Here is a 25,502-nt window from a genome sequence, read left to right as displayed (position 1 = left end):
ACAGATCACGATTATGACAAATCACGACCTCTACTGGCTTCAATAGAAAGACGTAAACCGTTTAAGCGAATGAAACCTTCGGCGTCTTTTTGATCATAGGCACCTGCATCATCTTCAAAGGTCGCAATTTTTTCATCAAATAGCGAGTAAGGAGACTTACGACCCACCACGCTGACATTCCCTTTGTACAATTTTAGACGTACCGTACCTGTCACATACTCTTGAGACTTATCGATAAGAGCTTGTAGCATTTGACGCTCTGGACTAAACCAGTAACCATTATAGATAATTTTGGCATAGCGTGGCATGAGCTCATCTTTTAGATGCGCCGCTTCACGATCTAGCGTTAAGGACTCAATACCTCTGTGAGCTTTTAACATTATTGTACCCGCTGGTGTTTCATAACAGCCACGAGACTTCATGCCGACATAGCGGTTTTCTACAATATCCAACCGGCCAATACCATGCTTACCACCCAGTTCATTGAGCTTAATCATCACTTCATATGGTTCAAGCTTTTCGCCATCAATAGCAACAATATCACCTTTTTCGTATTCTAATTCAATATACTCTGGCGTATCTGGTGCTTGTTCAGGACTGACCGTCCAGCGCCACATATCCTCTTCCGCTTCAGTATAAGGATCTTCTAGAATATCACCCTCATAAGATATGTGCAGTAAGTTGGCATCCATTGAGTAAGGAGATTTCTTCTTATTGGCGGCAAAATCAATGGGGATATTATGCTCTTTGGCATATTGCATTAAGCTTTCACGGCTTGATAAGTCCCATTCACGCCAAGGCGCAATTGTCTTGACCTCTGGCGCTAAGGCAATAGCACCTAACTCAAATCTGACTTGATCATTTCCTTTACCAGTGGCTCCATGACTGATAGCATCTGCATTGTGCTCTTTTGCAATCTCTACTAACCGTTTTGCAATCAAAGGACGAGCAATAGAGGTGCCTAGTAGATACTCACCTTCATAGATGGCATTTGCACGGAACATTGGGAATACATAATCACGCGCAAATTCAGCACGTAAATCTTCAATATGAATATGTTTGATACCCATAGCCTGTGCCTTAGCGCGTGCAGGCTCAACCTCTTCACCTTGACCAATATCTGCGGTGAAGGTAATGACCTCAGCATCATAGGTATCTTGCAACCATTTAGCGATAATTGAGGTATCTAGACCGCCTGAGTATGCCAAAACAATTTTGTTAATATTGTCTTTATTCTCTATCGACATAGTACATCCTTTATTAATATATGAGTGAGTCAATTAGTGTATAAAATAAAAGGTTTAGGATCTTTTATAGTTTATTAAATGTATTATTGTGGCTAATATAAAGCACAAATGACAATCTAAATGACATTTAGCATTAAACATTTCAGTTTACACTATTTAAAGTTGCAACAAAAGCCTATTACAGGTCGTTTCATTATGGCTCTTATCAAATGATAGCATCTTATTCGCTGAACAAGTCACCCGTTGTCGTTTTGTATCGTCATTTTAGCAAATATGGGGTTGAATAACCGATTTAAGCACTAAAACCTGTTATTATTAGCATACTTAATTTTTTAAAAATAATCCTTTAATCACAACACCTTAATTTTGCCAGACATTAATAAAGTTCCAACTAAAAAATTTTTAAATAATGGCTGTTCACTATGACTGATAACACTCCAAATCTTAAAAAATCAACTATGCCAATGACGACTCAACAATCAAGCCCCGTTAAGCAGATCACCATTTCTCGTCCTGATGACTGGCATATTCATCTGCGAGATGGTGCCTCTTTAAGTACGACTGTGGCACATGCTGCTAAAAGCTTTAGCCGTGTTATATGTATGCCAAATTTGGTTCCTCCTGTTAAAAATGCGACTGAGGCACTTGCCTACCGCCAGCGTATTTTGGATGCGTTGCAACACGCCAATATTGAGAATAAATATAAAGACGCGTTCAATCCACGTATGACTTTGTATTTGACAGACACTACCACTGCCGAAGATATCAAACTAGCTGCCGAAACTGGTATTGTGCAAGCTGTGAAACTCTACCCTGCTGGAGCGACTACTAACTCAGATGATGGCGTTACCAATTTAGCCTCACGAGCTGACGTCTTTGATGCGCTACAGAAGCATGGATTGCCGTTACTCATCCATGGTGAGGTGACAGACTCTCATATTGATATATTTGATCGTGAGAAGCAGTTTATTGATACCACGCTCAATAATATGGTTCGACAATTTCCTGAACTTAAGATTGTGGTCGAGCACATTACTACAGGGGACGCCGCTGACTTTGTACTGTCTCAAAATGAGTTGGTAGCGGCCACTATTACCCCTCAACATTTACTATTTAATCGAAATGACTTACTGGTAGGTGGTATAAAACCTCATTTTTATTGTTTACCTATTTTGAAACGTCAGCAACATCAAAAAGTACTGTTGGATGTTGCTACCAGTGGTAATCCTAAATTCTTCTTAGGCACCGACTCAGCGCCCCATGCCACTCATGCCAAAGAAAATGCTTGCGGCTGTGCGGGGTGTTATTCTGCATCAATCGCCCTTCCTCTATATGCAACCGCTTTTGATAGTGTGGGTAAGATTGAGAAACTTGAAGGGTTTGCCAGTCATTTTGGGGCTAAGTTTTATGGCTTACCTATTAATGAAGACACCATTACTTTGGTTAATGAACCGATGCAAGTCCCTGAAAGCTATCGCTATATGACTGATCAAACTTTAACGCCTTTAATGGCTGGAGAAACGATTCCTTGGTCTATAACACAGTAGCTTTAAATGGAACAACTATTGATATACTAAAATATTAGTTGAATGCTAATTTTCTAACTTTGGTTTAAACGAGTGAGTACTAATACTCTAACCTATCTTAGTTCTCACTTATTTTTATAATGCGATATCTGATCTATGCCTGACTCTAAAATGACTCCTAGTAATAAAAATATAAATGATAGTGATCTGAATAATAAAGAGAACACTGATGCGAACTATGATATGAACCCTAATCATACCTCTGAAATCGACACAAAAGTAGGCGATTCCACTATTCTAGTCTCTGATGATAAAGAAATTAAGTCGAGAACTGATTTATTAAATACGCCTAAAGCGAATGAAGCTAACACTGAGTCTAGTATTTCAAAAGCTGACACACCAGCCGATGGATTTGCCGAACAACCTGTTATAAAACTGGTCGATCGATTTCGTAAATTCTTACCTGTCGTCGTCGATGTAGAAACCGCAGGCTTTAATGCGGCAACCGATGCACTATTGGAAATTGCCTGTATTCCTATTTTAATGGATGCACACGGCACGTTTTATCCAGGTGAGCCACTAAACGCGCATCTTCAACCTTTTGAAGGTGCCAATCTTGAACCGCGTGCGTTAGAATTTACTGGCATTGATCCGAACAACCCATTAAGAAAAGCCATAGCTGAAGAAGAAAAACCAGCCCTTCGCCGTATATTTAAAGCACTAAAAGAAGTGCGTAAGGACAATGGCTGCCAAAAATGTATTTTGGTCGGTCATAATGCGCATTTTGATTTATCATTCTTAAATGCCGCTATCGAGCGAACCAACAGCAAGAACCACAATCCCTTCCATCAGTTCTCAGTACTTGATACGGTCAGCTTATCCGCCCTAGCGTTTGGACAAACTGTACTGGCACGTGCTTGCAAAGAAGCGGGTATTGACTTTAGTGGTTCAGAAGCTCATTCCGCACTGTATGATACCCAAAAGACTGCCGAGTTATTCTGCCATATTCTCAACAGTTACCCTATGTTAAAAAGCTCGTTATTAGAAAGCCAAGAGCAAAACTCAGAAGCTAATGCGATTGCAGAATAATCTTGAGTGAAGCATTATCAGAACGAGATCAGGTTGTTATCCATCATAACTCTCATTTTACGCTTAGTATGAGGTTAAATTATTTTCCGAATAGCACTAATTATAAATCTGTTGCTAGTTTCTTAATTTATTTCAAATAATTTTAATAAAAAGGTTGACACGTCTATCCTTTATTATTAGAATACGCACCACTTCGACATTAACGGTGAAAGCGGTCGAAGTGGTCTGTGTCCCGTTCGTCTAGAGGCCTAGGACCCCGCCCTTTCACGGCGGTAACAGGGGTTCGAATCCCCTACGGGATACCACTAATTTGTGATATCTTATACCAAATCTTGAAATTAACCTATCGAAGAAGACGGCTGCAAACCCTACAAAAAGTAGGTCCAGCGAGACTGACAAAGATAGGTTATTTTATAGAAAAGGTATTTTAAGCGTTATCCAGTTGATACTGCTTATATTAAAAAAGCCTGATTCTAACGAATCAGGCTTTTTTTTATTATATTTTTTGGGTTAGTTTTGCTTAGGATGTCAGTCGCGACTACTTAAAATAGTGTGAATCAATGACAAATCTTCAGCATAAGTGAGTTTTAAATTTAGACGGCTACTTTGTACCATTTGGATAGGATAGCCTAGGATCTCAAATGCGCTGGCTTCATCGGTTATCATCAGCCCTTGTTCTGCAATTTGTTGCAACATCTTATAAAGCGTGCCCGTTCTAAATACCTGTGGTGTTTGTGCCTGCCACAGTCCACTTCTATCCACCGTGGTATTAATAGTTAGGTTTTCATCTACCTTTTTTAGAGTATCCGCCACAGGCACACCTAAGATAGCCCCAAACTCAGTCTGTTTAGCCACCTCAATAACGGCATCGATATGTGGCCTGAGCACACAAGGTCGAGCCGCGTCGTGAATCAGTATCAAGTCATCAGCTTTAGCACCTGCACTTAGGATAGCCTCGACACCTGCCCGCACCGAATGCCAGCGCTCAGCACCCCCTTCTACAAAATGAATCGGTAATGTAAAGCTTAGACCCTTTGCATAGCTATCCTCTTTTGCAATGACTAAAAACAAGTCATTGATATGGCGACTTTGACTCAATGCTGAGACAGTCCACTCTAAGATAGTTTTATTATGAATTTGAGTATATTGTTTAGGTATCGATGCACCAAAGCGACTACCCTTTCCGGCTGCCACTACCATGCTATAGACATGCGGAAAATGATTTAGGGCATTATCAGAGACGTCTTTTGTAAGATTTTCAGTACTATGATCTTTACTTAGATCTTTACTTAGATCTTTACTGAGACCGTTAAGATTACTAGTTATAGAAACCATAAATTACTTAATGAATGAATTATCAGGTTAAAGTTTGGATATTGCTACTATCCAATTCGTTCAAGGAATTATTAAAAGAGGAATAAAACTGATTTTTTAGACTATGGCACACTTTCAATGGCATCATCAGGATTGATAGGAGCTTCTGACTGAGTCGTATGAGTCACAGGGGCGGTAGATAATTGGACAAATGTCTCACCCGGTTTTATTAGCCCTAAGTCCAAACGTGCATGCTCTTCTACTGCCTCTAACCCTGTTTTAAGATCATTGACATCGGCACGGAGTACCTTATTATCATTAAGTTTTTTATCATTAAGCTGCTGTTGAGCATCAATCTGAGCATGCAACGCATCCAAGCTAGCACGTCCACTTTTGCCCATCCAATATTGATATTGCAATCCCAACAAAATTGAAATTGCAATTAAAAACAACATGAATTGGCTAAAATATTTCATAGTAAGACTTATGATAATGACGAATGAGTATGGGCTAAGATAATGACTTTTTCTATTCAGATAAAGAGATCTTTATAACTAGCATTTTAAAATATATTATGCCAATCTCAACAATAATAATATACCTTAAAAACATAAAAAACACTGAGCCAAGCAATCAGCTCAGTGTTTTTATTGACTAAACGCTATTAACCGCGCAGTCCGATAAACTCGTCACCACCACGGTAGCTGGCACGAACTTGTTGTTCAATACGTAATAGTTGGTTGTATTTAGCAACACGGTCTGAGCGACACAAAGATCCAGTTTTGATTTGACCCGCTGCTGTTCCTACTGCCAAATCTGCAATGGTGCTGTCCTCAGTCTCACCTGAACGGTGTGAGATAACGGTGGCATACCCATTCTTTTTAGCCAAATAGATGGCATCCAAAGTCTCTGATAACGTACCAATTTGGTTGAACTTAATTAAGATGGCATTGGCTATATTTTTATCAATACCTTCTTGTAAAATAGCAGGATTAGTAACAAACAAATCATCACCAACTAACTGAACTTTTTTGCCGATCTTACTGGTCAAATAAGCCCAACCCTCCCAATCTGACTCATCTAAACCATCTTCAATAGAGATAATGGGATACTGCTCAGTTAGCTTAACGAGGTAATCAGAAAATCCTTGGCTATCAAAGGTCTTATTCCCCTCACCCGCTAGAATATACTGACCATTGTTATAAAACTCACTAGCAGCACAGTCTAATGCAAGATGAATATCTTTACCTGCTGTGTAGCCTACTTTCTCGATAGCGTGTAGTATCACTGTAATGGCTTCTTCATTACTACGAAGGTTGGGGGCAAAGCCGCCCTCATCACCCACTGCTGTATTTAGACCTTGAGATTTTAAGACAGATTTTAAACTGTGGAAAATCTCGACACCGGCCCGTAAGGCTTCAGAGAAACTGCTAAAGCCCGTTGGTTCAATCATAAACTCTTGAATGTCAACCGTATTATCCGCATGTTCGCCACCATTTAAGATGTTCATCATGGGTACTGGCATGGTTAAAGAGGTTTGATTACGTAGATTGGCGATATACTGGTGTAATGGGATATTTTGCGATACTGCCGCAGCTTTTGCGGTTGCTAATGATACTGCTAGCATCGCATTTGCACCTAGGTTATCTTTATTCTCAGTACCGTCTAATTCAATTAATTTATCATCAATAGCCTGTTGATCAATGGCATCGCTTTCAATTAAAGCAGTCCTAATCTGACTGTTGACATTTGCAACCGCTTTTTTGACCCCTTTACCCATATAGCGTGATTTGTCGCCATCGCGTAATTCTAATGCTTCACGAGAGCCTGTAGAAGCGCCACTAGGTGCGGCGGCACGACCCATAGAGCCATCCGCTAATACCACATCCGCTTCTATGGTAGGGTTACCACGTGAGTCTAAAATCTCACGAGCACGGATGTCTTGAATTTCAGTTGCATTATTAAATTCTTCTGCGTACATAGCGTCTACAAGCCTCTTTGAATGAGTAGTCTTTAGGGTCTATTGAACATTCAAATGTGGAACTGGCAGAGGCTGTTTTTTAGGCAATATGCAGGGAAATTTTTGACGCTTAGTCATCCTAAGTTAAAAAATTTCGCAATATATTGACAAAAAACAGCTCTGCCCCGCAGGGCTGATGCTAAAATTGCCCCAAACGTCGTTATAAACCTAGCTAAGGTCTAGACATTATCGTCGGTTTACGCCTAGTTTGGAACAATTTTAGCTATCAGCAGTCCTAATATTTGAATGTTCAACAGACCCTAGTATGGAAATTATAAATAGGATCTTATTATAGGGTCTAATTAATAGAGCCTATGATGTGACAAAAATGACAGATACCGCCAATTGAATCAGAGCATAATCATAGCATATTTTGGCAATTTCTTGGGAGCTTCCGCTCTATTGATTTAAATTTTAAAAGTCTCTATTAAAAACTTATGACCTTGTACTAAAACGTTAAAAAACTAACTTCGTAATCGGTAATTAAAGTTCTCTATTGTAGTAAGCATCTGTACTATTTCTAGATGACGAGTCTAAGTAATGAGTCTAAATAATGACTCTCAGTATAAATTTTGAGGTTACCTCTTAAAAATTAAATCCTAAATAATTAAATATCACGTTATTTGATACAGCGTCAATCTATTATACTTTATAACGGGTTAAACGTAATGCATTCATAAGGACTGAAATTGAGCTTAATGCCATAGCGGCAGCAGCTAACATCGGATTTAAGAAACCAAACGCTGCTAATGGAATACCCAAACAGTTATAAATAAACGCAAAAAATAGATTTTGTTTAATATTACGTACAGTGGCGCGGGCTATATCTACCCCCGAATGAACCTGCATGATCGAATCACCCATTAAGCGAGCAGAGGCACTATGCTTAGCAACCTCTGTGCCATCAAGCATCGCAAAGCTGGCATAAGCAGTCGCCATTGCTGGGGCATCATTGACACCATCGCCCACCATAGCCACTTTGTGACCTACCGCTTGATGAGCCTCAATCCACTGTGCTTTATCCCGAGGTTTTAAATGACCATCTGCCACATCGATATTCAACTGCTTTGCCACTTGCTCAACCACAGAAGGTTTGTCACCACTAAGTAATACGACTTCCAAGCCATCGTCTTGAAGCGCTTGAACGGCTTGCGGACTTTCTTCTTTTAGCTCATCTGCTAAAGCAAATATACCAAGGGGGATACCCTCTACACTGACAGCAATAGTACTGGCTATTTTCCAAACTTTAGGTAACTTTTTCGGAAGGTTCAGGCCAACGAATTCTGGTGTCCCAACCTTGACTGTCCCAAAGTCAGCCACCTCTGCTTGGATACCCATACCCGCAACGACGTCCACTTTTGTGGCCTCTAATAATGTCAGTCCTTTGGCCTTCGCCTCATTAACCACTGCTGTCGCAAGAGGATGACTGGCATGTGCTTCTACACTGGCCGCTAATTGCAACACATCATCATTAATGATGGTTTTATTAACCATCATTTCATCGACAATATGCGGTTTACCTTTGGTTAATGTTCCTGTTTTATCAAATACAACCGTATCGACACTCCCTGCGACCTCAAGGCTTTGGGCATCTTTAAACCATACCCCGTGACGCGCAGCTACTCCCATGCCCGCCATAATTGCAGCGGGTGTGGCTAACCCAAGCGCACAAGGACAAGCGATGACCAATACAGAAACCGCATGCAATATAGCGGCATCTGTATTACCGGTTATCCACCAAGTCAAACCAAAAGTTATCAGCGCAATCGTAACGACAACCGGTACGAATACGGCTGCAACCTTATCCGCTAAGCGTGCTAAGTTAGCCTTACTACCTTGCGCCTCACTCAGTGCTTTGACCATATCACTAAGCTGCGTTTCACTTCCGGTAGCGGTCACTTTATAATTTAAACTGCCATTATCCACCATAGCACCCGCCAATACGATATCACCCACTGCCTTACTGACAGGTACCGACTCGCCTGTTAAGTGACTTTCATCACACCAGCCTTCACCTGATATCACTACCCCATCGGTTGCGATACGAGATCCTTGCTTAGCCCGCAAGATGTCACCTTTATGAACATCTTCTAAGTTAACTTGCTCAACATTATTGAGTGACTTATGTTGTGACTTAGAAGCCTTCTCTTTATGACCGTTCGTTTCAAGGTCACTTACTTTTTGGTTACTATTATGGTTACTATTATGGTTAGTATCAGGGTTACTATCAGAGCTACTAACTTTAGGGCTACTGATGAGTCGTTCAACGGTGGTTGGTGTCAGCTCAAGCAGCATATTGATACTGTTTAGACTATGTTTTTTAGTACGGTGCTCGAGGTACTTACCCAGTTTCACAAAGCCAATAATCATAACCCCAGCTTCAAAGTAGACGGGGACATGGACACCATGATGATTGATGATATCAGTGAGACTTAATGCAAAGGTGCTGCTATCAGCAAAATGAACCCCTAAACTTTGTAACCATACGAAGGTAGAGTATGCCCAAATGGTAAACGTACCGATGACAACCAATACGTCCATATTGGCCAAGCCACCTTTTACCGATGCCCAAGCACTGCGATAAAAAGGCCCTGCCAATCCAAACTGTACGATGGTGGCCAAAATAAACTGTATCCACAAGGGGGGCATCCAGTGCATACCTTGTCCAAACAACATACCCGCCATCCCAATCAAAAAAGGAATTAAACACAGCCAAATCAGCAATAAACGCCAATCCATGGCTTTATCTTGAGGCTGGGATATTTGGTTATCTAACAAAGGTAGTGCGGTAAATCCGGTTTTAGTTACCCACTCACTAATTTGATCTTCATTGACCTGTGTCCCATCATAGGCGACATTTAGCGTTTCTCCTGCGAAACTCACGCTAGCCGAATCGATAGCTGGTTTTTTGTTCAGCACTTTTTCTATACGCGTAGCACACGCTTGACAAGACATCCCTTCAATTTGAAATTGGGTTGTTTTTAAGGAGTCAGGTGCTATTTTAGGTTTGTCATTGTGGGTTGGAGCGTGCTGCGCTGACATAGGATCACCTAGTTTAGATTGGCATGAGAATACTAATAATTTTAGATAATGTTATTTATATTATGTCTATGGGGACAGGAGATAGGGATTTCCAGCCTATATAAATAATGCGTTTTAGCTGATATTTGAAGATTAATATAACAAAAAACCAGCTTGCAAGCTGGCTTTAGGTTGATATATTAACGCAATAATTAATCAATTAAGCTAAGTTTATGGGTTAAACGTATGGGTTAAACTTATTCGTTAATCCAGATTAGCCGTTTATTAAAGCTGATCTGCGCTAGCGTCAAAACCGGCATCTTCAATAGCTTCCATAATACTCTCTATTGAGGTAGCGTCAGTATCGTAGGTAACAGTTGCTTTATTGCCATTAAGATCAACGTCAATGCTTTGGACACCATTGAGCTGCGAGACGGCATTATCGACACTTTTAACACAGCCTCCGCAAGTCATACCTAATACACTAATAGTACGCGTTTCAGTGGTCATTCTATCCTCCTTGTTCATTTAAATTTATGAAAACTAACACTTTAGTTGTTACTCGTTATCTGGGTTCTGTGGCGCATCTTCTGGAAAGGGCTGTGTTACATAATCTACCGTATTCACTGCCGCTTTGATCGCATGGAAGGAGGTATCAGTATCTTCATACTTGACCAGACCGGTGTTTTTATCTGTCATGAGTTCAACACTGCTCACTCCATCAATATTAAGTAAAGCGGTCATAATACTTTCTATACCCTGCTGATCATCAATATTTTCAAAATTAAACTGAACCTGTTGTACCGCCATACCTGTTACCCTTTATGTTTTCTACCTTGTATGTTTTTTACCGTGTATGTTTTAAGTTTTAAGACAGTCGTTTGAGTATTCAATAGCCCCTATTTTTCATTCTCTCTTTTACTCCTAACGTTTAATCTTAACTTTTAAACCTAACTGTTAGTAACTATCTTGTTTAATGAGTATCTAGTTCACTAAAGCCCTTAACTAGGTCATCAATTTGTTTTAACTGTGCTAAGAAAGGCTCTAGTTGACTAGTTCTTAGTGCACATGGGCCATCACATTTGGCTTGATCTGGATTAGGATGCGCCTCTAAGAATAGTCCGGCAAGTCCCGTAGCCATACCTGCACGTGCAAGCGTCGTAATTTGTTCTCGTCTGCCGCCAGCGCTATCACTTCGTGCCCCAGGCTGCTGTAAACTATGAGTAACATCAAAGAAAACAGGAACTTCCATTTTCTTCATAGTATCAAAGCCCAGCATATCTACTATTAAATTATTGTAACCAAACGCCGTTCCTCGCTCACACAATATCAGTTTGTCATTACCCGCCTCTAGGCATTTATTGATAATATGATGCATCTCATGCGGTGCCAAAAACTGAGCTTTTTTAATATTGATAATAGCGCCTGTTTTTGCCATAGCTTGTACTAAGTCCGTTTGACGACTTAAAAACGCGGGTAATTGAATAATATCGGCCACTTCTGCTACAGGTTGTGCTTGATAGGGTTCGTGGACGTCTGTAATGATGGGTACATTGAATTTCTCTTTAATTTGACCCAACCAGTCCACCCCTTTTTCAAGACCGGGGCCACGATAAGAGTGCAGGCTTGAGCGGTTGGCTTTATCAAAGCTGGCCTTAAACACATAGCCAATACCCAGTCGTTCACAAATATCAATATATTGCTCTGCAATCTCAAAGGCCAACTCCTTGGACTCTAAGACATTCATGCCACCAAACAATACAAATGGCTTATCATTACCGATGTGTATATCGTTAAGTTTTAAATGAGATTGTGCTTTGATGAATTCACTCATACTTTTCTCTTAGTTGTTTTAATATTGGGATCGATGCATCTTCAAAATTATATCGAGTTGTCATCGACATTGAAATATTGAATTTATGAAGAAGCCCTGAAGATGTTTAGGCTTTATTCTGTTAACACATGAAAAACTATACTTAATTTTTAAACGACAAATGATACAAACTGGCTTGAATAATTGTAACTAACTATGTGTTTAATTAAATAAAACACCGTAAGTATCTATTAATAATACAAAAAAGGTTGGGATAACCCAACCTCTTTTAAAACGCTTCATATTTAATACTCAAAAAATTTTGAATAGGTAAGTCAATACTATAAAAGCTACTTATTAAACGTTTTTCTTATCGATTGCTGCTTTGACAAAGCTTGCAAACAAAGGATGACCGGCACGTGGTGAGCTGGTAAATTCAGGATGGAACTGTACCGCAATAAACCAAGGATGCTCTGGTAACTCAACAGACTCAACTAAGTGCTGCTTCGCAGAATATCCAGAAATCATCATACCTGCTGACTCTAAAGGCTCTATATAGCGATTATTCATCTCATAACGGTGGCGATGACGTTCCTTTATTAAGGTAGAACCATAGATTTGGTGCAATTTAGTGCCTTGTACCAGTTCTGCTTTTTGACTGCCTAAGCGCATAGTGCCACCTAAGTCCGACTCATCGCTACGTATTTGCAGCTCTCCTCTTTCATCTAACCATTCAGTAATCAGACCAATGATAGGCTCAGCTGCCTTGCGATCAAACTCAGTCGAGTTCGCTTCTAGACCTAAAACATTCGTCGCATACTCAATCACCGCCAATTGCATTCCCAAACAAATACCTAAGTAGGGTACTTTTTGTTCACGGGCATAGGTAATGGCACGCATCTTACCTAGTTTACCGCGTTCCCCAAATCCACCTGGGACCAATATGGCATCCGCTTGTTGCACGCGGTCCATTAAGCGGTCATCCGTTTCTAATGCTTCGGCATCGATATAATCTATTTCAACATGCGTTTTGTGAGTGATACCGGCATGAAGCAACGCCTCATTAATTGATTTATACGCATCTGGAAGCTCAACATATTTACCGACAAGGGCTACAGTAACGTTACCCTCAGCATTGAGTAAGCTGTCAACGACAGCATCCCAATCACTTAAATCCGCTTCTGGCGCATCGATGCCAAATCGCTCACAAACGATGTCATCCAAATCTTGCTCATATAAGGTACGAGGTATCTGATAAATCGTTTCAGCATCTTCACAGGTAATTACGGCACGCTCTTCGACATTGGTAAATAAAGCAATTTTTCGGCGGTTGTCTTCACCAATGGCATGTTCTGAGCGACAAATTAACACATCGGGTTGCAATCCAATAGAACGAAGCTCTTTAACTGAGTGCTGTGTAGGCTTAGTCTTAGTTTCACCGGCACTTGAGATATAAGGTACTAAAGTCAAATGTATTAGCATCGCATGGTTACGACCAAGCTCAACTTGCAATTGACGCACTGCTTCCATAAAGGGGAGTGATTCGATATCGCCAACGGTGCCGCCGATTTCAATAATGGCAATATCATAGCCTTCACCACTAGCGCGGATACGATATTTGATCTCATCAGTAATATGAGGGATAACCTGTACTGTACCCCCTAGGTAATCACCACGACGTTCTTTATTGAGGACAGTTTGATAGATACGACCACTGGTAAAATTATTGGTTTTACTCATTTTAGAGTGGCGTAAAAAGCGCTCATAATAACCAAGGTCTAAATCTGTTTCTGCCCCGTCTTCGGTAACGAATACTTCCCCATGTTGGAAAGGGCTCATGGTACCTGGATCAACATTGATATAAGGATCCATTTTAGTCATGGTAACATTTAAGCCACGGGCTTCTAATATGGCTGCTAATGAGGCTGCAGTAATACCTTTTCCAAGTGAGGACACTACCCCACCGGTCACAAATATAAATTTAGTCATAATTTTTATCTTAATGTGGCTGTCGCCAGTTGGTAAAAAGAGATTTTACTAAATTTGAGTGTAAATTTATAGGGTTGACTTTTTATTAAGTCCTATTTGAGCTTATTGGGTAAAATTAAATAACAGTCAATAAAAAAAGCTCATCCCCTAAGGAATGAGCTTTTAAGAATAATGATCTAATATATATTCAAATTAGAATTTATATTCTAGACCACCACCAACAGCAAATACCTTGGCATCATCACCATTGTAATCTGCATCATTTTGACCAACATAACCGTGCATGATCATGTTATTTTGATAGTAATACTTACCACCTACAACGATTTGATCAGAATCTAAATCGTCAACACCATAAAGGTTAGAAGTGTTATTGTACTGAGCATACACAGTAGCTGGCTTGTTGAAGTTAGTTAAGCCCATAGAAGCGCTTACGACAAAGCCTTTTTCTTTCTCAGAATTATCGTAATCATAATCAGCTTCTTGATATAAAGCGCCTAACGTCAATGGTAAACCAGTATTAAATTTAGCTAGATCAACAGTAGCAGTACCACGAATGATTTCACCACCTATGAATTCTTCATCAATAACATTACCATTAGCATCTTCAACTTCAAAGCTGTCACGGATGTTTAAATCTTTATCATAAGCCACACCTAGTGTATAACCAGTGCCTTGGTCAAACATTAACGAAGCACCCCAACCACTATCACTATTACCGATGCTATCGTCGTTACCGTACATAGCAGCAAACTCAATTGGAAGGTCTGCATACTTAGGTGCAATCCAAACTATAGAGTTTTCGATACGACCACTGTCAGCCATATTTAAAGCAGCAACTTGTTGCTCATCATCAAGCTTAGTTGTGCCTAAGTTGTCCCAAAAACCTTCATTTACGATTACGTTGTTAATGTAGTCAGTAGTAGACTGGTTGTGACCGGCACGGAACTCACCAAAAGCATTGTTTTTAACACCTAGATACGTATCACGGTTTTTAAACGTTTTGTCGTCATCAGCATCTACGTCAATACCATACTCAAGTTTATAAACAACGTCGGTATTAGCAGTCATTGGCTCAGAGCCTTTAAATCCAATGCGTGAACCATTTGAGTTAATTTGAACACCATCTTCATTATAATCAGCTACACCGGCGATCGATGAATCAAACTCTTCATCGACATAATCAGCTGTCATAAAGATTTTACCATATACGGTCGGTGCAGCGTTAGCAGCTGATACAGATAGAGCAGCGATGGCTGATGCTAAAAGTAGTTTTTTCATGGGTGGTTCTCCACTTTACAATTTTAGTTATGGGCTGCCCTAAAAAGCTAACGCCCATTGGATGATTAGTCAAAAGACCAGTTTTTCGTTGAGAATTTCCTGATTTAACTATCAATCAGATTTGATTGCAGTATGGCAATTTATTGTTACAGTTCTATTAAATTGTTTAAAACAAACTTTCTGAATTTTATATAACAACTTTTTTTAAAAAGAAATTATATACAACAATAATGCATAGAAATCTGTTACACAATTCACCAAACTCATACCTCATTCATAAGGATATCAACTTTGAAATAATTTGCAACATTTATTTAATACTTTATATTTATTTTTTCTTAATTAATGAATCAAACTAAGCTTCATGATTAGCTACAAATCTTATATTTATTACATTTTCTAATAAATTTCATTCTTGTATAAAAAAACCCACTTGTGAAGAGGGTTTTTAATACTCGATAAATTCAAAAGTTTAGAATAAATATTCTAACCCGCCACCTATAGCAGTAATATCACTAAATTTATCAATATCTTCTTTACCTGCATATAGGTGCATAATCATGTTTGGTTGATACTTGTATTTACCACCTACTACTATTTGATCGCCGTCTACATCTTTATAGCCTTTATAGTCCGTGGTATTGATATACTGCGCATATACTTCAGCTGGCTTTGCAAAACCCATTAGACCCATCGTAGCACTTATCGCAAATGCCTTTTCATCGTCATCTTGACCATCATAATCTGAGACTTGGTATAAGCCTCCAAGTTTGAGCGGTAAACCAGACATATTAGACATATCATAGGTAGCCGTTCCGCGCATTACCTCTCCACCATAAAATCCAGCTATCAAAGGATCACCTGTTATGGGATCTATACCAGTAGCAATATCAGCATTAATATTTAAGTCTTTATCGTAAGCTAGACCTAAGGTAAATCCGCTGCCCGCATTATACATTGCTGCGACACCATAGCCATTGTTTCGATCACCATTGCTATCAACAAAATTCTCATCGGCACCGTACATGGCATAAACTTTTACTGGAAGAGACTGTAATTGTGGTGAATGCCACATAGCAGAGTTTTTAACACGGCGACTGTCTGCCATCATTGTGAAACCTCTGTCCCAGAATCCCGTCCCAACGGTTACATTATTAATGTGCTGAAGCGTCGAATGTTGATGACCTAAGCGAAGCTGACCGTAATTATCATTACTAAGACCGAGATACGTATCGCGATTTTTAAACCCAAATCCAGCGTCATTATCAATGTCAATTTGATACTCTAGTTGGTAAATAACATCTGTACTATCTGTCATAGCTTCAGAACCCTTGAAGCCAATACGAGAATAATTAGAGTTTATTTGTAGAGAGTCTGAGTCATCACCATTGGTATCTTCAGCATCGACATAGTCAGTAGTCACATACGCTTTACCATAAATTGTCGGTGCAGCATGAGTCGCAGTAATAGATACAGCAGCAATAGCAGATGCTAACAGTAGTTTTTTCATAGTAATAGTCCTTTTACTATTAAGTTATTAATCGTTATCCTAACGATCTTCAATGATTAAATTTCAATACTCTCTAGCATATAAAACACTATGTTTGAGATCACTAAAACTCATCTATCCTCAGCATGCTTGATAAACGGATTAAATATATATTCAGTGTAAAATTAAACCGTCAGTTCTAGTCAAACTATTCTTATAAATGAACTATTACATATAGATATAATTAATTACTTTTTAGAAAAATAGTGTTACTAAATTCATACTATGCAAATCATCATAACAACTATGAAATAATTTGCAACACTTATTTAGAAACTTTAGATAAGGTTTCAACATCTCATATTTCCTATGTTGCTGAACCTTCAAATAAAAGCCCCACTAAATATATTATTTAGTAGGGCATAATAAAGCATAAACTTTAGGTTAATAGTCGTCATTCATTATCTTCTTAATAACGATTAACTGACTATAGAGCCTTATCAATAACCATCAGACAATAAGGCTATAAGCTATAATGTTAAGCTTTTAACTTTAGACGTGCTTGGTGCAACAAGGGTTCAGTATAGCCACTTGGCTGCTCACGACCTTTGAAAATAAGATCTTTAGCGGCTTGGAAAGCAATAGAGTGATCAAAGTTATTGGCCATAGGCATATAGCTTGAGTCACCAGCATTTTGCTCATCAACGACTTTAGCCATGCGCTTTAAGGCATCCATGACTTGCTCTTCAGTCACTACGCCATGATGTAACCAGTTTGCAATGTGTTGACTTGATATACGTAGCGTGGCTCTATCTTCCATCAAGCCAATATTATTGATATCGGGTACTTTAGAACAGCCAACTCCTTGATCTACCCAGCGCACGACATACCCTAAAATACCTTGAGCATTGTTCTCAAGCTCTTGGCGCTTCTCCTCATCTGTCCAGTTTGTGTCTTTCGCTAATGGTATCGTTAGAATGTCATCTAAGCTTGCACGAGCACGACCTTTGAAGCTTTCTTGCACTTCAGGTACGTTGACTTGATGATAGTGGATACTATGAAGCGTAGCGCCCGTTGGTGATGGTACCCAAGCCGTGGTTGCCCCAGCTTTAGGGTGATTAGACTTGGTATCTACCATCTCTTTCATTTCATCCGGTTTAGCCCACATGCCTTTACCGATTTGAGCACGTCCGATGAGACCTGTTTCAATACCAATATCGACGTTCCATTGCTCGTAAGCCGGCTGCCAAGCTTGCGACTTCATATCGCCTTTGCGGACGAAAGGTCCAGCATTCATACTGGTGTGAATTTCATCACCCGTACGGTCTAAGAAACCTGTATTGATAAAGATAACGCGCTCTTTGGCTTGACGAATACTCTCTTTCAGATTGATAGTCGTGCGACGCTCTTCATCCATAATACCGATTTTAAGCGTATTACGCGGTAAGCTTAGGGCATCTTCAACTGCCGCAAATAAATCATCGGCAAACTTAACCTCTTCAGGTCCGTGCATCTTAGGCTTAACGATATACATTGAACCTTCACGAGAGTTTGATAGCTCATTTTTGCCTTTAATATCATTTAGGGTTAATAGCGGCGTGATTAACGCATCCATGATACCCTCAAAGATCTCTTCTTGACCCTCACCTAAATCAACTAAGATTGCAGGATTTTGCATCAAATGACCCACATTACGCGTCAACAACAGCGCGCGGCCAGGCAATACCAGCTTACCACCTTCTGGGGTAGTATATTCACGGTCTGGGTTAAGCTTACGCGTTAGTTTTTTATCCCCTTTGTAGAAAGTCTCTGTTAAATCACCATTCATCAACCCAAACCAGTTATGATAAGCTTCAACCTTCTCTTCAGCATCAACAGCGGCAACAGAATCTTCATTGTCCTGAATCGCCGTTATAGCAGACTCTAATAACACGTCTTTAATGTGGGCAGGGTCATCTTTACCGACAGGATGACTGGCATCAATTTGGATTTCGACATGTAGGTTGTTATTTTTAAGCAAAATACCCGTGGGATTTGACGCTTCACCCACATAGCCAACGAACTGCTCCGTGTTAGCTAATGACGTCGACTTATCACCCTGAGCGACCTTAAGAGCCCCCTCTTCTACACTAAAGCCAGTGACATCGGTGAAACTGCCCTGCTCTAATCCAAAATGCTCATCTAAGAACGCTTTTGCATAAGCAACAACTTCGGCACCCCGTTTAGGATTGTAGCTACTGCCCTTATCTTTGCCATCAGCGGTATCAATCATATCAGTACCATATAAGGCATCATAAAAGCTACCCCAACGGGCATTAGCAGCATTTAATGCATAGCGCGCATTACGTACTGGGACTACTAGCTGTGGGCCTGGGATACTGGCAATTTCAGCATCGACATTTTCGGTAGATACTTCGAAATCATCGCCTTCTGGCAATAGATAGCCGATATCTTTTAAAAATTGCTTATATTTGGGATAGTCGATCTCGCCGTCTTTGGCAGGATTGTCTAAATGCCACTGGTCGATTTTAGCTTGTAATTCATCACGCTTAGCCAATAATGCTTTATTACGTGGTGTAAACTTTTTAACGATATCCGCAAAGTTTGACCAATAGGTATCAGACTCTACGCCAACACGAGGTAATACCTCATTTTCAATAAAATTATACAACTGGCTATCAATAGCAAGGATGCCTTTTTCAACGCGGTTTTGATTGTTATTAATATTATTACTCATATCATATGTTCCTTTTTTAATAAGGGTTAATAAGGGTTAATGAAGGTTGATAAAGTATAAATGACATTATTATTAATTTAGTCATAGATATTAATAGCCCAACTAATGGCTATCAAATGTAAAAGAAATTTAAAACGCTTTAAATGAAATAAGTTGTTATTAGAATAAAGTGATGTATTGAAAAGTATTTCCTTTTGAATTAAGTCAATATTATCACTAAATTGATGAGTGACAACTAACTGATAATTCACGTTTGGATTAGCACCGTTCATACTACTATCAATGATAAAAATAAACAAGAAACTGCCATTTCATAAAAAAATGTTTGGTCTTTTATCACTTGATGTTGTTGATAAACATTTATTATTTGGAAAGCCAATATTTAAAATAAAAGACCTAAACTTTAGCATTAACACCAATTCGTCATGATTATGGGTCACGTCCAAGCTCGTAAACGTATTACCATGATAATGGTCTTAGTAGGATAACTAAATCCTGCTTTGGCTCTAGTTTTGTTAAAATACTTGTTTTAACTGAGCTGTTTTATTTTAGCTGTTTTGAATTAATACATACTATTTTGTGTTTTAAGGCTTATTCGATAACTTAAGCAGTTTTAAAGTAATGCTATTAATGCACTCTATAACTTATAGATAACCATGAGTACCGCCATGAATGATGACTTATTCCACGATAAAACCAATACCATAAGCGCACCGGCTAAAACTGACATCTCCCACATTTTGGCGTTTTTGGGCGCTAAGACGCCAAAAAGCTGGGTAGATGCTGCGATCAAGGATATCCCTACCCTTCTTCAAGATCATGCCAACTGTGAGAAAAAAGCGGCAGGTACTGCGATGAATTTAATTTTTCGCTATGAGTTTCATCAAGATTTACAGTTAAAACTGGCACAGCTGATTCGGGAAGAGATGCTTCATTACGAGCAAGTGGTCGAAATTATGCAAGAGCGAGGACAGCAATGGCGTCACTTAACGGCGAGCCGCTATGCAAAAGGTATGATAAAACATAAACGGACTTATGAGCCCGCTGCCATGATAGATATACTCATTATCGGTGCGTTTATTGAAGCACGATCCTGTGAGAGATTTGCCGCATTAAGTGAGGTGATAGACGATGAGCGTCTTGCTAAATACTACCGCTATCTTTTAAAATCTGAAAGCAGACACTATGAGGACTATATCGCTCTCGCCCGCTCTTTAGAACCAAACCACAGTCATGATAATGATCGGAGTCTTGATAATCAGCCTAATAAAGAGATTTCTGATAACGGTAAAATTATCCCTCTAGACTTTGAGTCATTACGTCAAGCGACTAACGGCAGTATCAATCACAATCCAGAAACGCTGAATGTCGACGAGCGAATTGCCTTTTTTAGAGAAGTAGAAGCTGAGTTGATAACCAGTCCTGATACAGAACTCCGTTTTCATAGTGGCGTGCCCGCCATGTAATTTCAGCCATTATATTATTATTATAGTTTTACGTTAACTAATAAAATAAGGTCTACTGACCCAGTAGACCTTATTTTATCAATAGTATATTGAACTTATAAAGAGTCAGTTGCAGCAAATGAAGGACAACTACTTCAAATCTTCATTTAAGACTCTCGTTTGAGCATTATCAACGGTTGCATAGCGATTCATATCAGTAATTTCATCACTTTGAGGGTTTTCATTCGTTTCTGCATTAGCAGCATTCACATTCCCATCAAAGGGAGTTTCACCTTGCTGATCTCGTCTATCAGGTTGGCGTGCAGGATTATCACCGTCTTTGACATGCTTAGAATCCATCACCTCTTTATCTAAAGTAGTTGTCCCTTTATTTTCATAAGTGTGCGTATCGACAGTCTCAGTCATTTTATCATGACCGACCGTGTTATCAGCCGTTGTGTGTTTAGGGGTTTTCTTAAGATTAGGATCTTTGGTTTGCATACATTGTCCTTAAGCTAAATTTAGTGATATTCATTTATGATCAAACAAACCGTTTTATCGCAAATAAATCAGAGAGTTAATCAGGTAAATATATATAACTATTCTTTATTTTGACTCTTTATCATGACGGCCTAGATCAAATGCATTTAAATCGCCAACATTTTTTCCAGCAGGAGGTAGCTCGCTGTCTGACTCACGGTTATCTGCATAGACATCATCCGTTTCTTGAGAGTCCTGTTGGGGACCATCAATGTCCGGTTGATGTTTGCGACCTTCGTAATCTCCTTTCTCGCCTTCATCACTTTGTGTTGAATGACTTTTATCAATAGAGGGAATATTGTCATCTTCAACTCTTCCCACAGATTGATTACGATCATCAGCCACGACTTGTTCGCGAGCATTTTCTACTTTTATTGTTTTATTAATCGACATACTTATTCCCTATTAATTATCCTAAGAATTCAAACCATGACTATAAATTAAATGACTAAAAGCTAAGGACTAAGAATTTAATTATAATCTTTTGACTAAACCAATTATTTTAATTAAATCTACCAGATCATATCTTCACATGGCTGTTTATGTTAGCTCATGGCTGTTTAAACAAGCTGGTGGTTATTCTTTTTAGCTTAAGCTATTTATCTGTACGTAAATCATTGTCAATAAAAGGCGTCTTTTCGTCCTCTGAAAGATTTTCAGCTTGTGTATCTTTAGTATTCACATTATTTTGCTGTAAGTTTTCATTCACTTCACTTGGATTAACCTCTTCGGCGGCTTGTTCAACTTCAGATTTATTAGTACTCATTATTGACTCCTTATATTCGGTGATATTAAGTTTTTATGACTATTAAAGTAATATTTAATGTCATTAGATTTATAGTAATAAACCCAACAGTAATAAAAACAACTATAATTCATAGATGTTGATTGTCAATTAATTCAAATTTTTATTCAAACACCATTTAATCGCCTTATTTGTTTTAACCGTTTTATTAATAGCCGTTTTATTAACAGTCGTTCTGAGATGTTTATCTTATAGTAACGGCTTAATACGGCTTAAAGTATTATTGACTCGTAGCGTTGTGTTTAAAAATGTTGAAAAAAAAGCAACTTTGTAAATCAAAGTTGCTTTTTTAATGAATAAATTAGTTAGTAATTTGAGGATAGTACTAAGATTTTAAGTCAGATACGCCATTTATCTTTTGTAGTAGATAATCTTGAGCGATAAAGGGTGCTTCGCCTTCTTTTGGCTTGACTGGGTCCCAATTACCATCCCCACGTAGCTCCCAAGCTTGAACATTATCTTTAAGATAGCTGATTAAACCATCTTTATATACCCGTTTAAAAAGCTTAGGATCTTCAACAGGGAAGGCAACTTCAACCCGGTGGAATAAGTTACGACTCATCCAGTCGGCACTACCACAATACAGCCGTTCCTCACCGTCATTAAAGAAGTAGTAAACACGGGTATGTTCTAAAAATCGACCCACCACCGATCGTACCGTGATATTTTCTGATAACCCTTTTACTTGAGGACGAAGACAGCTCATAGAGCGTAAAATTAATTCAATTTTGACACCAGCTTGCGAAGCATCATATAACTTGTCTATCAAGTGACGCTCAGTTAAAGCGTTACATTTTACAATGATATGCGCTTTTCTGCCTGCTTTAGCGTGCTTAATTTCATCATCAATAAAGCTCATTAATTGGTTATGTAAGGTAAAAGGCGCATGAAGAAGCTTATTCACATTTGCCGCTTTACCCATCCCTGTAAGCTCTTGGAAAATCTTATGCACATCCTCAGAGATATCAGGATCTGCCGTAAACAAACCATAATCCGTATAGGCTTTGGCATTACCTTCATGATAGTTTCCTGTACCTAAGTGTACATAACGACGAATCTTATTGTCTTCACGACGCACGATAAGCATCAACTTGGCATGAGTCTTATAGCCAACAATACCGTATACCACTACTGCTCCAGCCTCCTGCAAGAAGTTGGCCACTTCTATATTGGACGCCTCATCAAAACGAGCACGTAGCTCAATAATAGCAGTTACCTCTTTACCATTTCGTGCTGCTTCTGCAAGCGCTTTGACAATTTCAGAGTTTTTGCCTGAACGGTACAAGGTTTGTTTGATCGCAAGTACTTTAGGATCATTAGCCGCTTGCCAGATGATATTGACAACAGGATTAAACGACTCAAAAGGATGATGAACTAAGACATCTCCACGACGAATCACGGAGAACATACTCTCGCCATTTTCGAACGATTCTCGTCTAAAGGGTTTTGGAACAACATGATTAAAGGGCTGATAGCGAAGCTTCGGTATATCAAAATCAAACAATAGACGTGTTAAATTGACAGGTCCATTGACTCGATAAAGCTGATTGTCATGTAGCTCGAACTCTTCTAGTAGATACTTACTTATGTCAGGGGGACAATTGGTCGTGACTTCAAGACGCACCTTGTCACCAAAACGGCGATTGTCTAGCTCTCCCTCTAATGCTTTTGCTATATCTTCGACATCATCTGCTAACTCAAGATCGGCATTACGGGTTAATCGGAACTGATGGCAACCGGTCACTGACATACCTGGGAATAGCTTGCCGACATGCTCATGTATCACTGCAGACAACATAATATGATGATTTTTACCACCCGTTAGCTCATCGGGTAAGCGAATCACACGAGGTAGGCTTCGAGGTGCGGGCACAATAGCCAAGTTAATATCACGACCAAAGGCATCTTTACCCTCTAAGCTGACAATGAAATTTAGGCTTTTATTGACCAGTCGTGGAAAGGGATGAGCAGGGTCAATACTGATTGGGGTCAGTACTGGCATGACTTGATCGATGAAGTACTCTTTCATCCACTGAGCCTGTTTTGCATTTAGCTCACTGCGTTTTAAATAGCGGATATCTTCTTTCGCTAGCGCCGGTAGAATGTCTTCATTTAAGATACGGTATTGTTCATCAATGGCCTTATGCGCCACATCTGATATCTCTTGCAACACCTCACTGGGACGCATTTTGTCAGGTTTATCAGAGATATTGCCGTGATTTAAGTGTTGCATTACTCCTGCGACACGTATCTCAAAAAATTCATCCATATTAGAGGAAAATATAATTAAAAAGAACAATCTTTCTAATAAGGGATGAATAGGGTTCGTAGCTTGAGACAAGACTCTGATGTGAAACTGTAGCCAAGACAATTCGCGATTAATATAGCTATTTGATGAATAAGTGCCGTCATCATAACGTTGCCAATCGATAGTAGTGAGCTGACCCTCAGCATTATTTGATTCTTTATTCGTACTACTCTGTTTTGGGCGATCATTTGATGGTGTTTGGTCTTTTTGAGATGCTTTAGTAGTCGATTTAGAGGGGGTCGTTGTATTAGTCATAATTATGTTTAGATCCTTATTATGATGATAATAGAGTAGATAGATTAAGAATTTATAGATGTTTTAAAACTGAACTAACGTGATAACCGTTCAAGTCACAATAGGGTGTCGCCTATATAACGCGATTAAACTATGAATCATTCGTTGCGTCTGTTTTAGCGAGCAACGTTTTATTAATATCCTTTAAATTATTATCCTAAAATTAAAAACCTCAAAATTGTTGACCTTTAATCAACAACTTCACATTAGCTATTTTCTCATTATCTATTAATTGATTCATTTGTCTTTTGATGTTAAGTCTTTAAATCAAGTTGATCTTTTTAACGCCTGCTTTATTGAGTACTTAAAGTTTCCGTCATACTCTGTTATAACTCATAAAGCTTTCAATTCCATGAAATTTGCTAGAAATTAGTTCATTTAGTTAAAATAGTCAGGATCTTTTGATTGTTCACTACATAAAGTAAATATAAATAAGGCAATCTTAGTCGATCCAAAAGCTTTCTATAAAATTAAAAGAATGCGGTAATGCTGTGATGATGAGATCACTGACGGGCTCAATCAAACCCTAATTTTAATGAATTTAAAAGGCTAATAGTGCAACATTAGGGTGAATAAACTATCAA

The 25,502-nt window shown here is 39.0% G+C and carries 19 protein-coding genes and 1 tRNA gene; 4 read left to right on the top strand and 16 right to left on the bottom strand.

What is annotated here, in order from left to right; all coding sequences use genetic code 11:
• Nucleotides 1-11: 11 nt before the first annotated feature.
• A complete protein-coding gene (locus tag AC2SLT_RS04300; RefSeq protein WP_486546406.1) occupies nucleotides 12-1,247 on the bottom strand; it encodes an argininosuccinate synthase in 1,236 nt (411 codons plus the stop codon).
• 464 nt (nucleotides 1,248-1,711) lie between these two features.
• Here AC2SLT_RS04300 and pyrC point away from each other — a divergent pair, with 464 nt between their 5' ends.
• From pyrC to AC2SLT_RS04285, 3 genes are all read left to right on the top strand, one after another.
• Nucleotides 1,712-2,794, top strand: coding sequence for a dihydroorotase (gene pyrC, locus AC2SLT_RS04295; protein WP_486546586.1), 1,083 nt, complete (start codon nucleotides 1,712-1,714; stop codon nucleotides 2,792-2,794).
• A 360-nt stretch (nucleotides 2,795-3,154) separates the two neighbouring features.
• The gene (rnt, locus tag AC2SLT_RS04290) at nucleotides 3,155-3,862 is read left to right on the top strand and encodes a ribonuclease T (protein ID WP_486546585.1); all 708 of its coding nucleotides are present in this window, start codon (nucleotides 3,155-3,157) and stop codon (nucleotides 3,860-3,862) included.
• Between the two features lie 229 nt (nucleotides 3,863-4,091).
• Nucleotides 4,092-4,167: transfer RNA gene (locus AC2SLT_RS04285), tRNA-Glu, on the top strand.
• Between the two features lie 223 nt (nucleotides 4,168-4,390).
• Here AC2SLT_RS04285 and ispD read toward each other — a convergent pair.
• From ispD to AC2SLT_RS04230, 11 genes are all read right to left on the bottom strand, one after another.
• Nucleotides 4,391-5,197 (bottom strand): 2-C-methyl-D-erythritol 4-phosphate cytidylyltransferase, encoded by an 807-nt coding sequence (gene ispD, locus AC2SLT_RS04280; protein WP_486546405.1) that lies wholly within the window; start codon nucleotides 5,195-5,197, stop codon nucleotides 4,391-4,393.
• A 101-nt stretch (nucleotides 5,198-5,298) separates the two neighbouring features.
• The gene (locus AC2SLT_RS04275) at nucleotides 5,299-5,652 is read right to left on the bottom strand and encodes an FtsB family cell division protein (protein ID WP_486546404.1); all 354 of its coding nucleotides are present in this window, start codon (nucleotides 5,650-5,652) and stop codon (nucleotides 5,299-5,301) included.
• 188 nt (nucleotides 5,653-5,840) lie between these two features.
• On the bottom strand, nucleotides 5,841-7,157 hold the full coding sequence (eno, locus tag AC2SLT_RS04270) for a phosphopyruvate hydratase (RefSeq protein ID WP_486546403.1): 1,317 nt from the start codon (nucleotides 7,155-7,157) through the stop codon (nucleotides 5,841-5,843).
• A 681-nt stretch (nucleotides 7,158-7,838) separates the two neighbouring features.
• Nucleotides 7,839-10,151, bottom strand: coding sequence for a heavy metal translocating P-type ATPase (locus AC2SLT_RS04265; RefSeq protein WP_486546584.1), 2,313 nt, complete (start codon nucleotides 10,149-10,151; stop codon nucleotides 7,839-7,841).
• A gap of 351 nt (nucleotides 10,152-10,502) precedes the next feature.
• Nucleotides 10,503-10,727, bottom strand: a complete 225-nt coding sequence (locus tag AC2SLT_RS04260) for a heavy-metal-associated domain-containing protein (protein ID WP_486546402.1) — start codon at nucleotides 10,725-10,727, stop codon at nucleotides 10,503-10,505.
• Nucleotides 10,728-10,775: 48 nt separating this feature from the next.
• A complete protein-coding gene (locus AC2SLT_RS04255; RefSeq protein ID WP_486546401.1) occupies nucleotides 10,776-11,027 on the bottom strand; it encodes a hypothetical protein in 252 nt (83 codons plus the stop codon).
• 163 nt (nucleotides 11,028-11,190) lie between these two features.
• Entirely contained in the window at nucleotides 11,191-12,051 is an 861-nt protein-coding gene (gene kdsA, locus AC2SLT_RS04250) for a 3-deoxy-8-phosphooctulonate synthase (protein WP_486546400.1), read from the bottom strand.
• Nucleotides 12,052-12,387: 336 nt separating this feature from the next.
• Nucleotides 12,388-14,019 (bottom strand): CTP synthase, encoded by a 1,632-nt coding sequence (gene pyrG, locus AC2SLT_RS04245; RefSeq protein WP_486546399.1) that lies wholly within the window; start codon nucleotides 14,017-14,019, stop codon nucleotides 12,388-12,390.
• 192 nt (nucleotides 14,020-14,211) lie between these two features.
• The gene (locus AC2SLT_RS04240) at nucleotides 14,212-15,300 is read right to left on the bottom strand and encodes a porin (RefSeq protein WP_486546398.1); all 1,089 of its coding nucleotides are present in this window, start codon (nucleotides 15,298-15,300) and stop codon (nucleotides 14,212-14,214) included.
• Between the two features lie 472 nt (nucleotides 15,301-15,772).
• Entirely contained in the window at nucleotides 15,773-16,810 is a 1,038-nt protein-coding gene (locus AC2SLT_RS04235) for a porin (RefSeq protein WP_486546397.1), read from the bottom strand.
• A gap of 517 nt (nucleotides 16,811-17,327) precedes the next feature.
• Nucleotides 17,328-19,526 (bottom strand): malate synthase G, encoded by a 2,199-nt coding sequence (locus AC2SLT_RS04230; protein ID WP_486546396.1) that lies wholly within the window; start codon nucleotides 19,524-19,526, stop codon nucleotides 17,328-17,330.
• 656 nt (nucleotides 19,527-20,182) lie between these two features.
• Here AC2SLT_RS04230 and AC2SLT_RS04225 point away from each other — a divergent pair.
• The gene (locus AC2SLT_RS04225; RefSeq protein WP_486546395.1) at nucleotides 20,183-20,992 is read left to right on the top strand and encodes a MiaE family protein; all 810 of its coding nucleotides are present in this window, start codon (nucleotides 20,183-20,185) and stop codon (nucleotides 20,990-20,992) included.
• Between the two features lie 129 nt (nucleotides 20,993-21,121).
• Here AC2SLT_RS04225 and AC2SLT_RS04220 read toward each other — a convergent pair whose 3' ends face one another.
• The 4 genes from AC2SLT_RS04220 to ppk1 all read right to left on the bottom strand — a co-directional run bounded on the left by AC2SLT_RS04220 (nucleotide 21,122) and on the right by ppk1 (nucleotide 24,879).
• Nucleotides 21,122-21,472, bottom strand: a complete 351-nt coding sequence (locus tag AC2SLT_RS04220; RefSeq protein ID WP_486546394.1) for a hypothetical protein — start codon at nucleotides 21,470-21,472, stop codon at nucleotides 21,122-21,124.
• Between the two features lie 105 nt (nucleotides 21,473-21,577).
• The gene (locus AC2SLT_RS04215) at nucleotides 21,578-21,904 is read right to left on the bottom strand and encodes a hypothetical protein (RefSeq protein ID WP_486546393.1); all 327 of its coding nucleotides are present in this window, start codon (nucleotides 21,902-21,904) and stop codon (nucleotides 21,578-21,580) included.
• A 202-nt stretch (nucleotides 21,905-22,106) separates the two neighbouring features.
• On the bottom strand, nucleotides 22,107-22,277 hold the full coding sequence (locus AC2SLT_RS04210; protein WP_486546392.1) for a hypothetical protein: 171 nt from the start codon (nucleotides 22,275-22,277) through the stop codon (nucleotides 22,107-22,109).
• 364 nt (nucleotides 22,278-22,641) lie between these two features.
• Nucleotides 22,642-24,879, bottom strand: coding sequence for a polyphosphate kinase 1 (ppk1, locus tag AC2SLT_RS04205; RefSeq protein ID WP_486546391.1), 2,238 nt, complete (start codon nucleotides 24,877-24,879; stop codon nucleotides 22,642-22,644).
• Between the last annotated feature and the right edge of the window lie 623 nt (nucleotides 24,880-25,502).

It is taken from the genome of Psychrobacter sp. CX18 (assembly GCF_057396215.1).
Note: the sequence above shows the minus strand (reverse complement) of the source record. Positions and strands in the feature narration are given on the sequence as shown.

What these genes read in the sequence shown, in the direction of transcription:
- AC2SLT_RS04300 (WP_486546406.1), bottom strand. Translation starts at nt 1,247, where the DNA reads ATGTCGATAGAGAATAAAGACAATATTAACAAAATTGTTTTGGCATAC.
- pyrC (WP_486546586.1), top strand. Translation starts at nt 1,712, where the DNA reads ATGACGACTCAACAATCAAGCCCCGTTAAGCAGATCACCATTTCTCGT.
- ispD (WP_486546405.1), bottom strand. Translation starts at nt 5,197, where the DNA reads ATGGTTTCTATAACTAGTAATCTTAACGGTCTCAGTAAAGATCTAAGT.
- AC2SLT_RS04275 (WP_486546404.1), bottom strand. Translation starts at nt 5,652, where the DNA reads ATGAAATATTTTAGCCAATTCATGTTGTTTTTAATTGCAATTTCAATT.
- eno (WP_486546403.1), bottom strand. Translation starts at nt 7,157, where the DNA reads ATGTACGCAGAAGAATTTAATAATGCAACTGAAATTCAAGACATCCGT.
- AC2SLT_RS04265 (WP_486546584.1), bottom strand. Translation starts at nt 10,151, where the DNA reads ATGTCTTGTCAAGCGTGTGCTACGCGTATAGAAAAAGTGCTGAACAAA.
- AC2SLT_RS04260 (WP_486546402.1), bottom strand. Translation starts at nt 10,727, where the DNA reads ATGACCACTGAAACGCGTACTATTAGTGTATTAGGTATGACTTGCGGA.
- AC2SLT_RS04255 (WP_486546401.1), bottom strand. Translation starts at nt 11,027, where the DNA reads ATGGCGGTACAACAGGTTCAGTTTAATTTTGAAAATATTGATGATCAG.
- kdsA (WP_486546400.1), bottom strand. Translation starts at nt 12,051, where the DNA reads ATGAGTGAATTCATCAAAGCACAATCTCATTTAAAACTTAACGATATA.
- pyrG (WP_486546399.1), bottom strand. Translation starts at nt 14,019, where the DNA reads ATGACTAAATTTATATTTGTGACCGGTGGGGTAGTGTCCTCACTTGGA.
- AC2SLT_RS04240 (WP_486546398.1), bottom strand. Translation starts at nt 15,300, where the DNA reads ATGAAAAAACTACTTTTAGCATCAGCCATCGCTGCTCTATCTGTATCA.
- AC2SLT_RS04235 (WP_486546397.1), bottom strand. Translation starts at nt 16,810, where the DNA reads ATGAAAAAACTACTGTTAGCATCTGCTATTGCTGCTGTATCTATTACT.
- AC2SLT_RS04230 (WP_486546396.1), bottom strand. Translation starts at nt 19,526, where the DNA reads ATGAGTAATAATATTAATAACAATCAAAACCGCGTTGAAAAAGGCATC.
- AC2SLT_RS04225 (WP_486546395.1), top strand. Translation starts at nt 20,183, where the DNA reads ATGAGTACCGCCATGAATGATGACTTATTCCACGATAAAACCAATACC.
- AC2SLT_RS04220 (WP_486546394.1), bottom strand. Translation starts at nt 21,472, where the DNA reads ATGCAAACCAAAGATCCTAATCTTAAGAAAACCCCTAAACACACAACG.
- AC2SLT_RS04215 (WP_486546393.1), bottom strand. Translation starts at nt 21,904, where the DNA reads ATGTCGATTAATAAAACAATAAAAGTAGAAAATGCTCGCGAACAAGTC.
- AC2SLT_RS04210 (WP_486546392.1), bottom strand. Translation starts at nt 22,277, where the DNA reads ATGAGTACTAATAAATCTGAAGTTGAACAAGCCGCCGAAGAGGTTAAT.
- ppk1 (WP_486546391.1), bottom strand. Translation starts at nt 24,879, where the DNA reads ATGACTAATACAACGACCCCCTCTAAATCGACTACTAAAGCATCTCAA.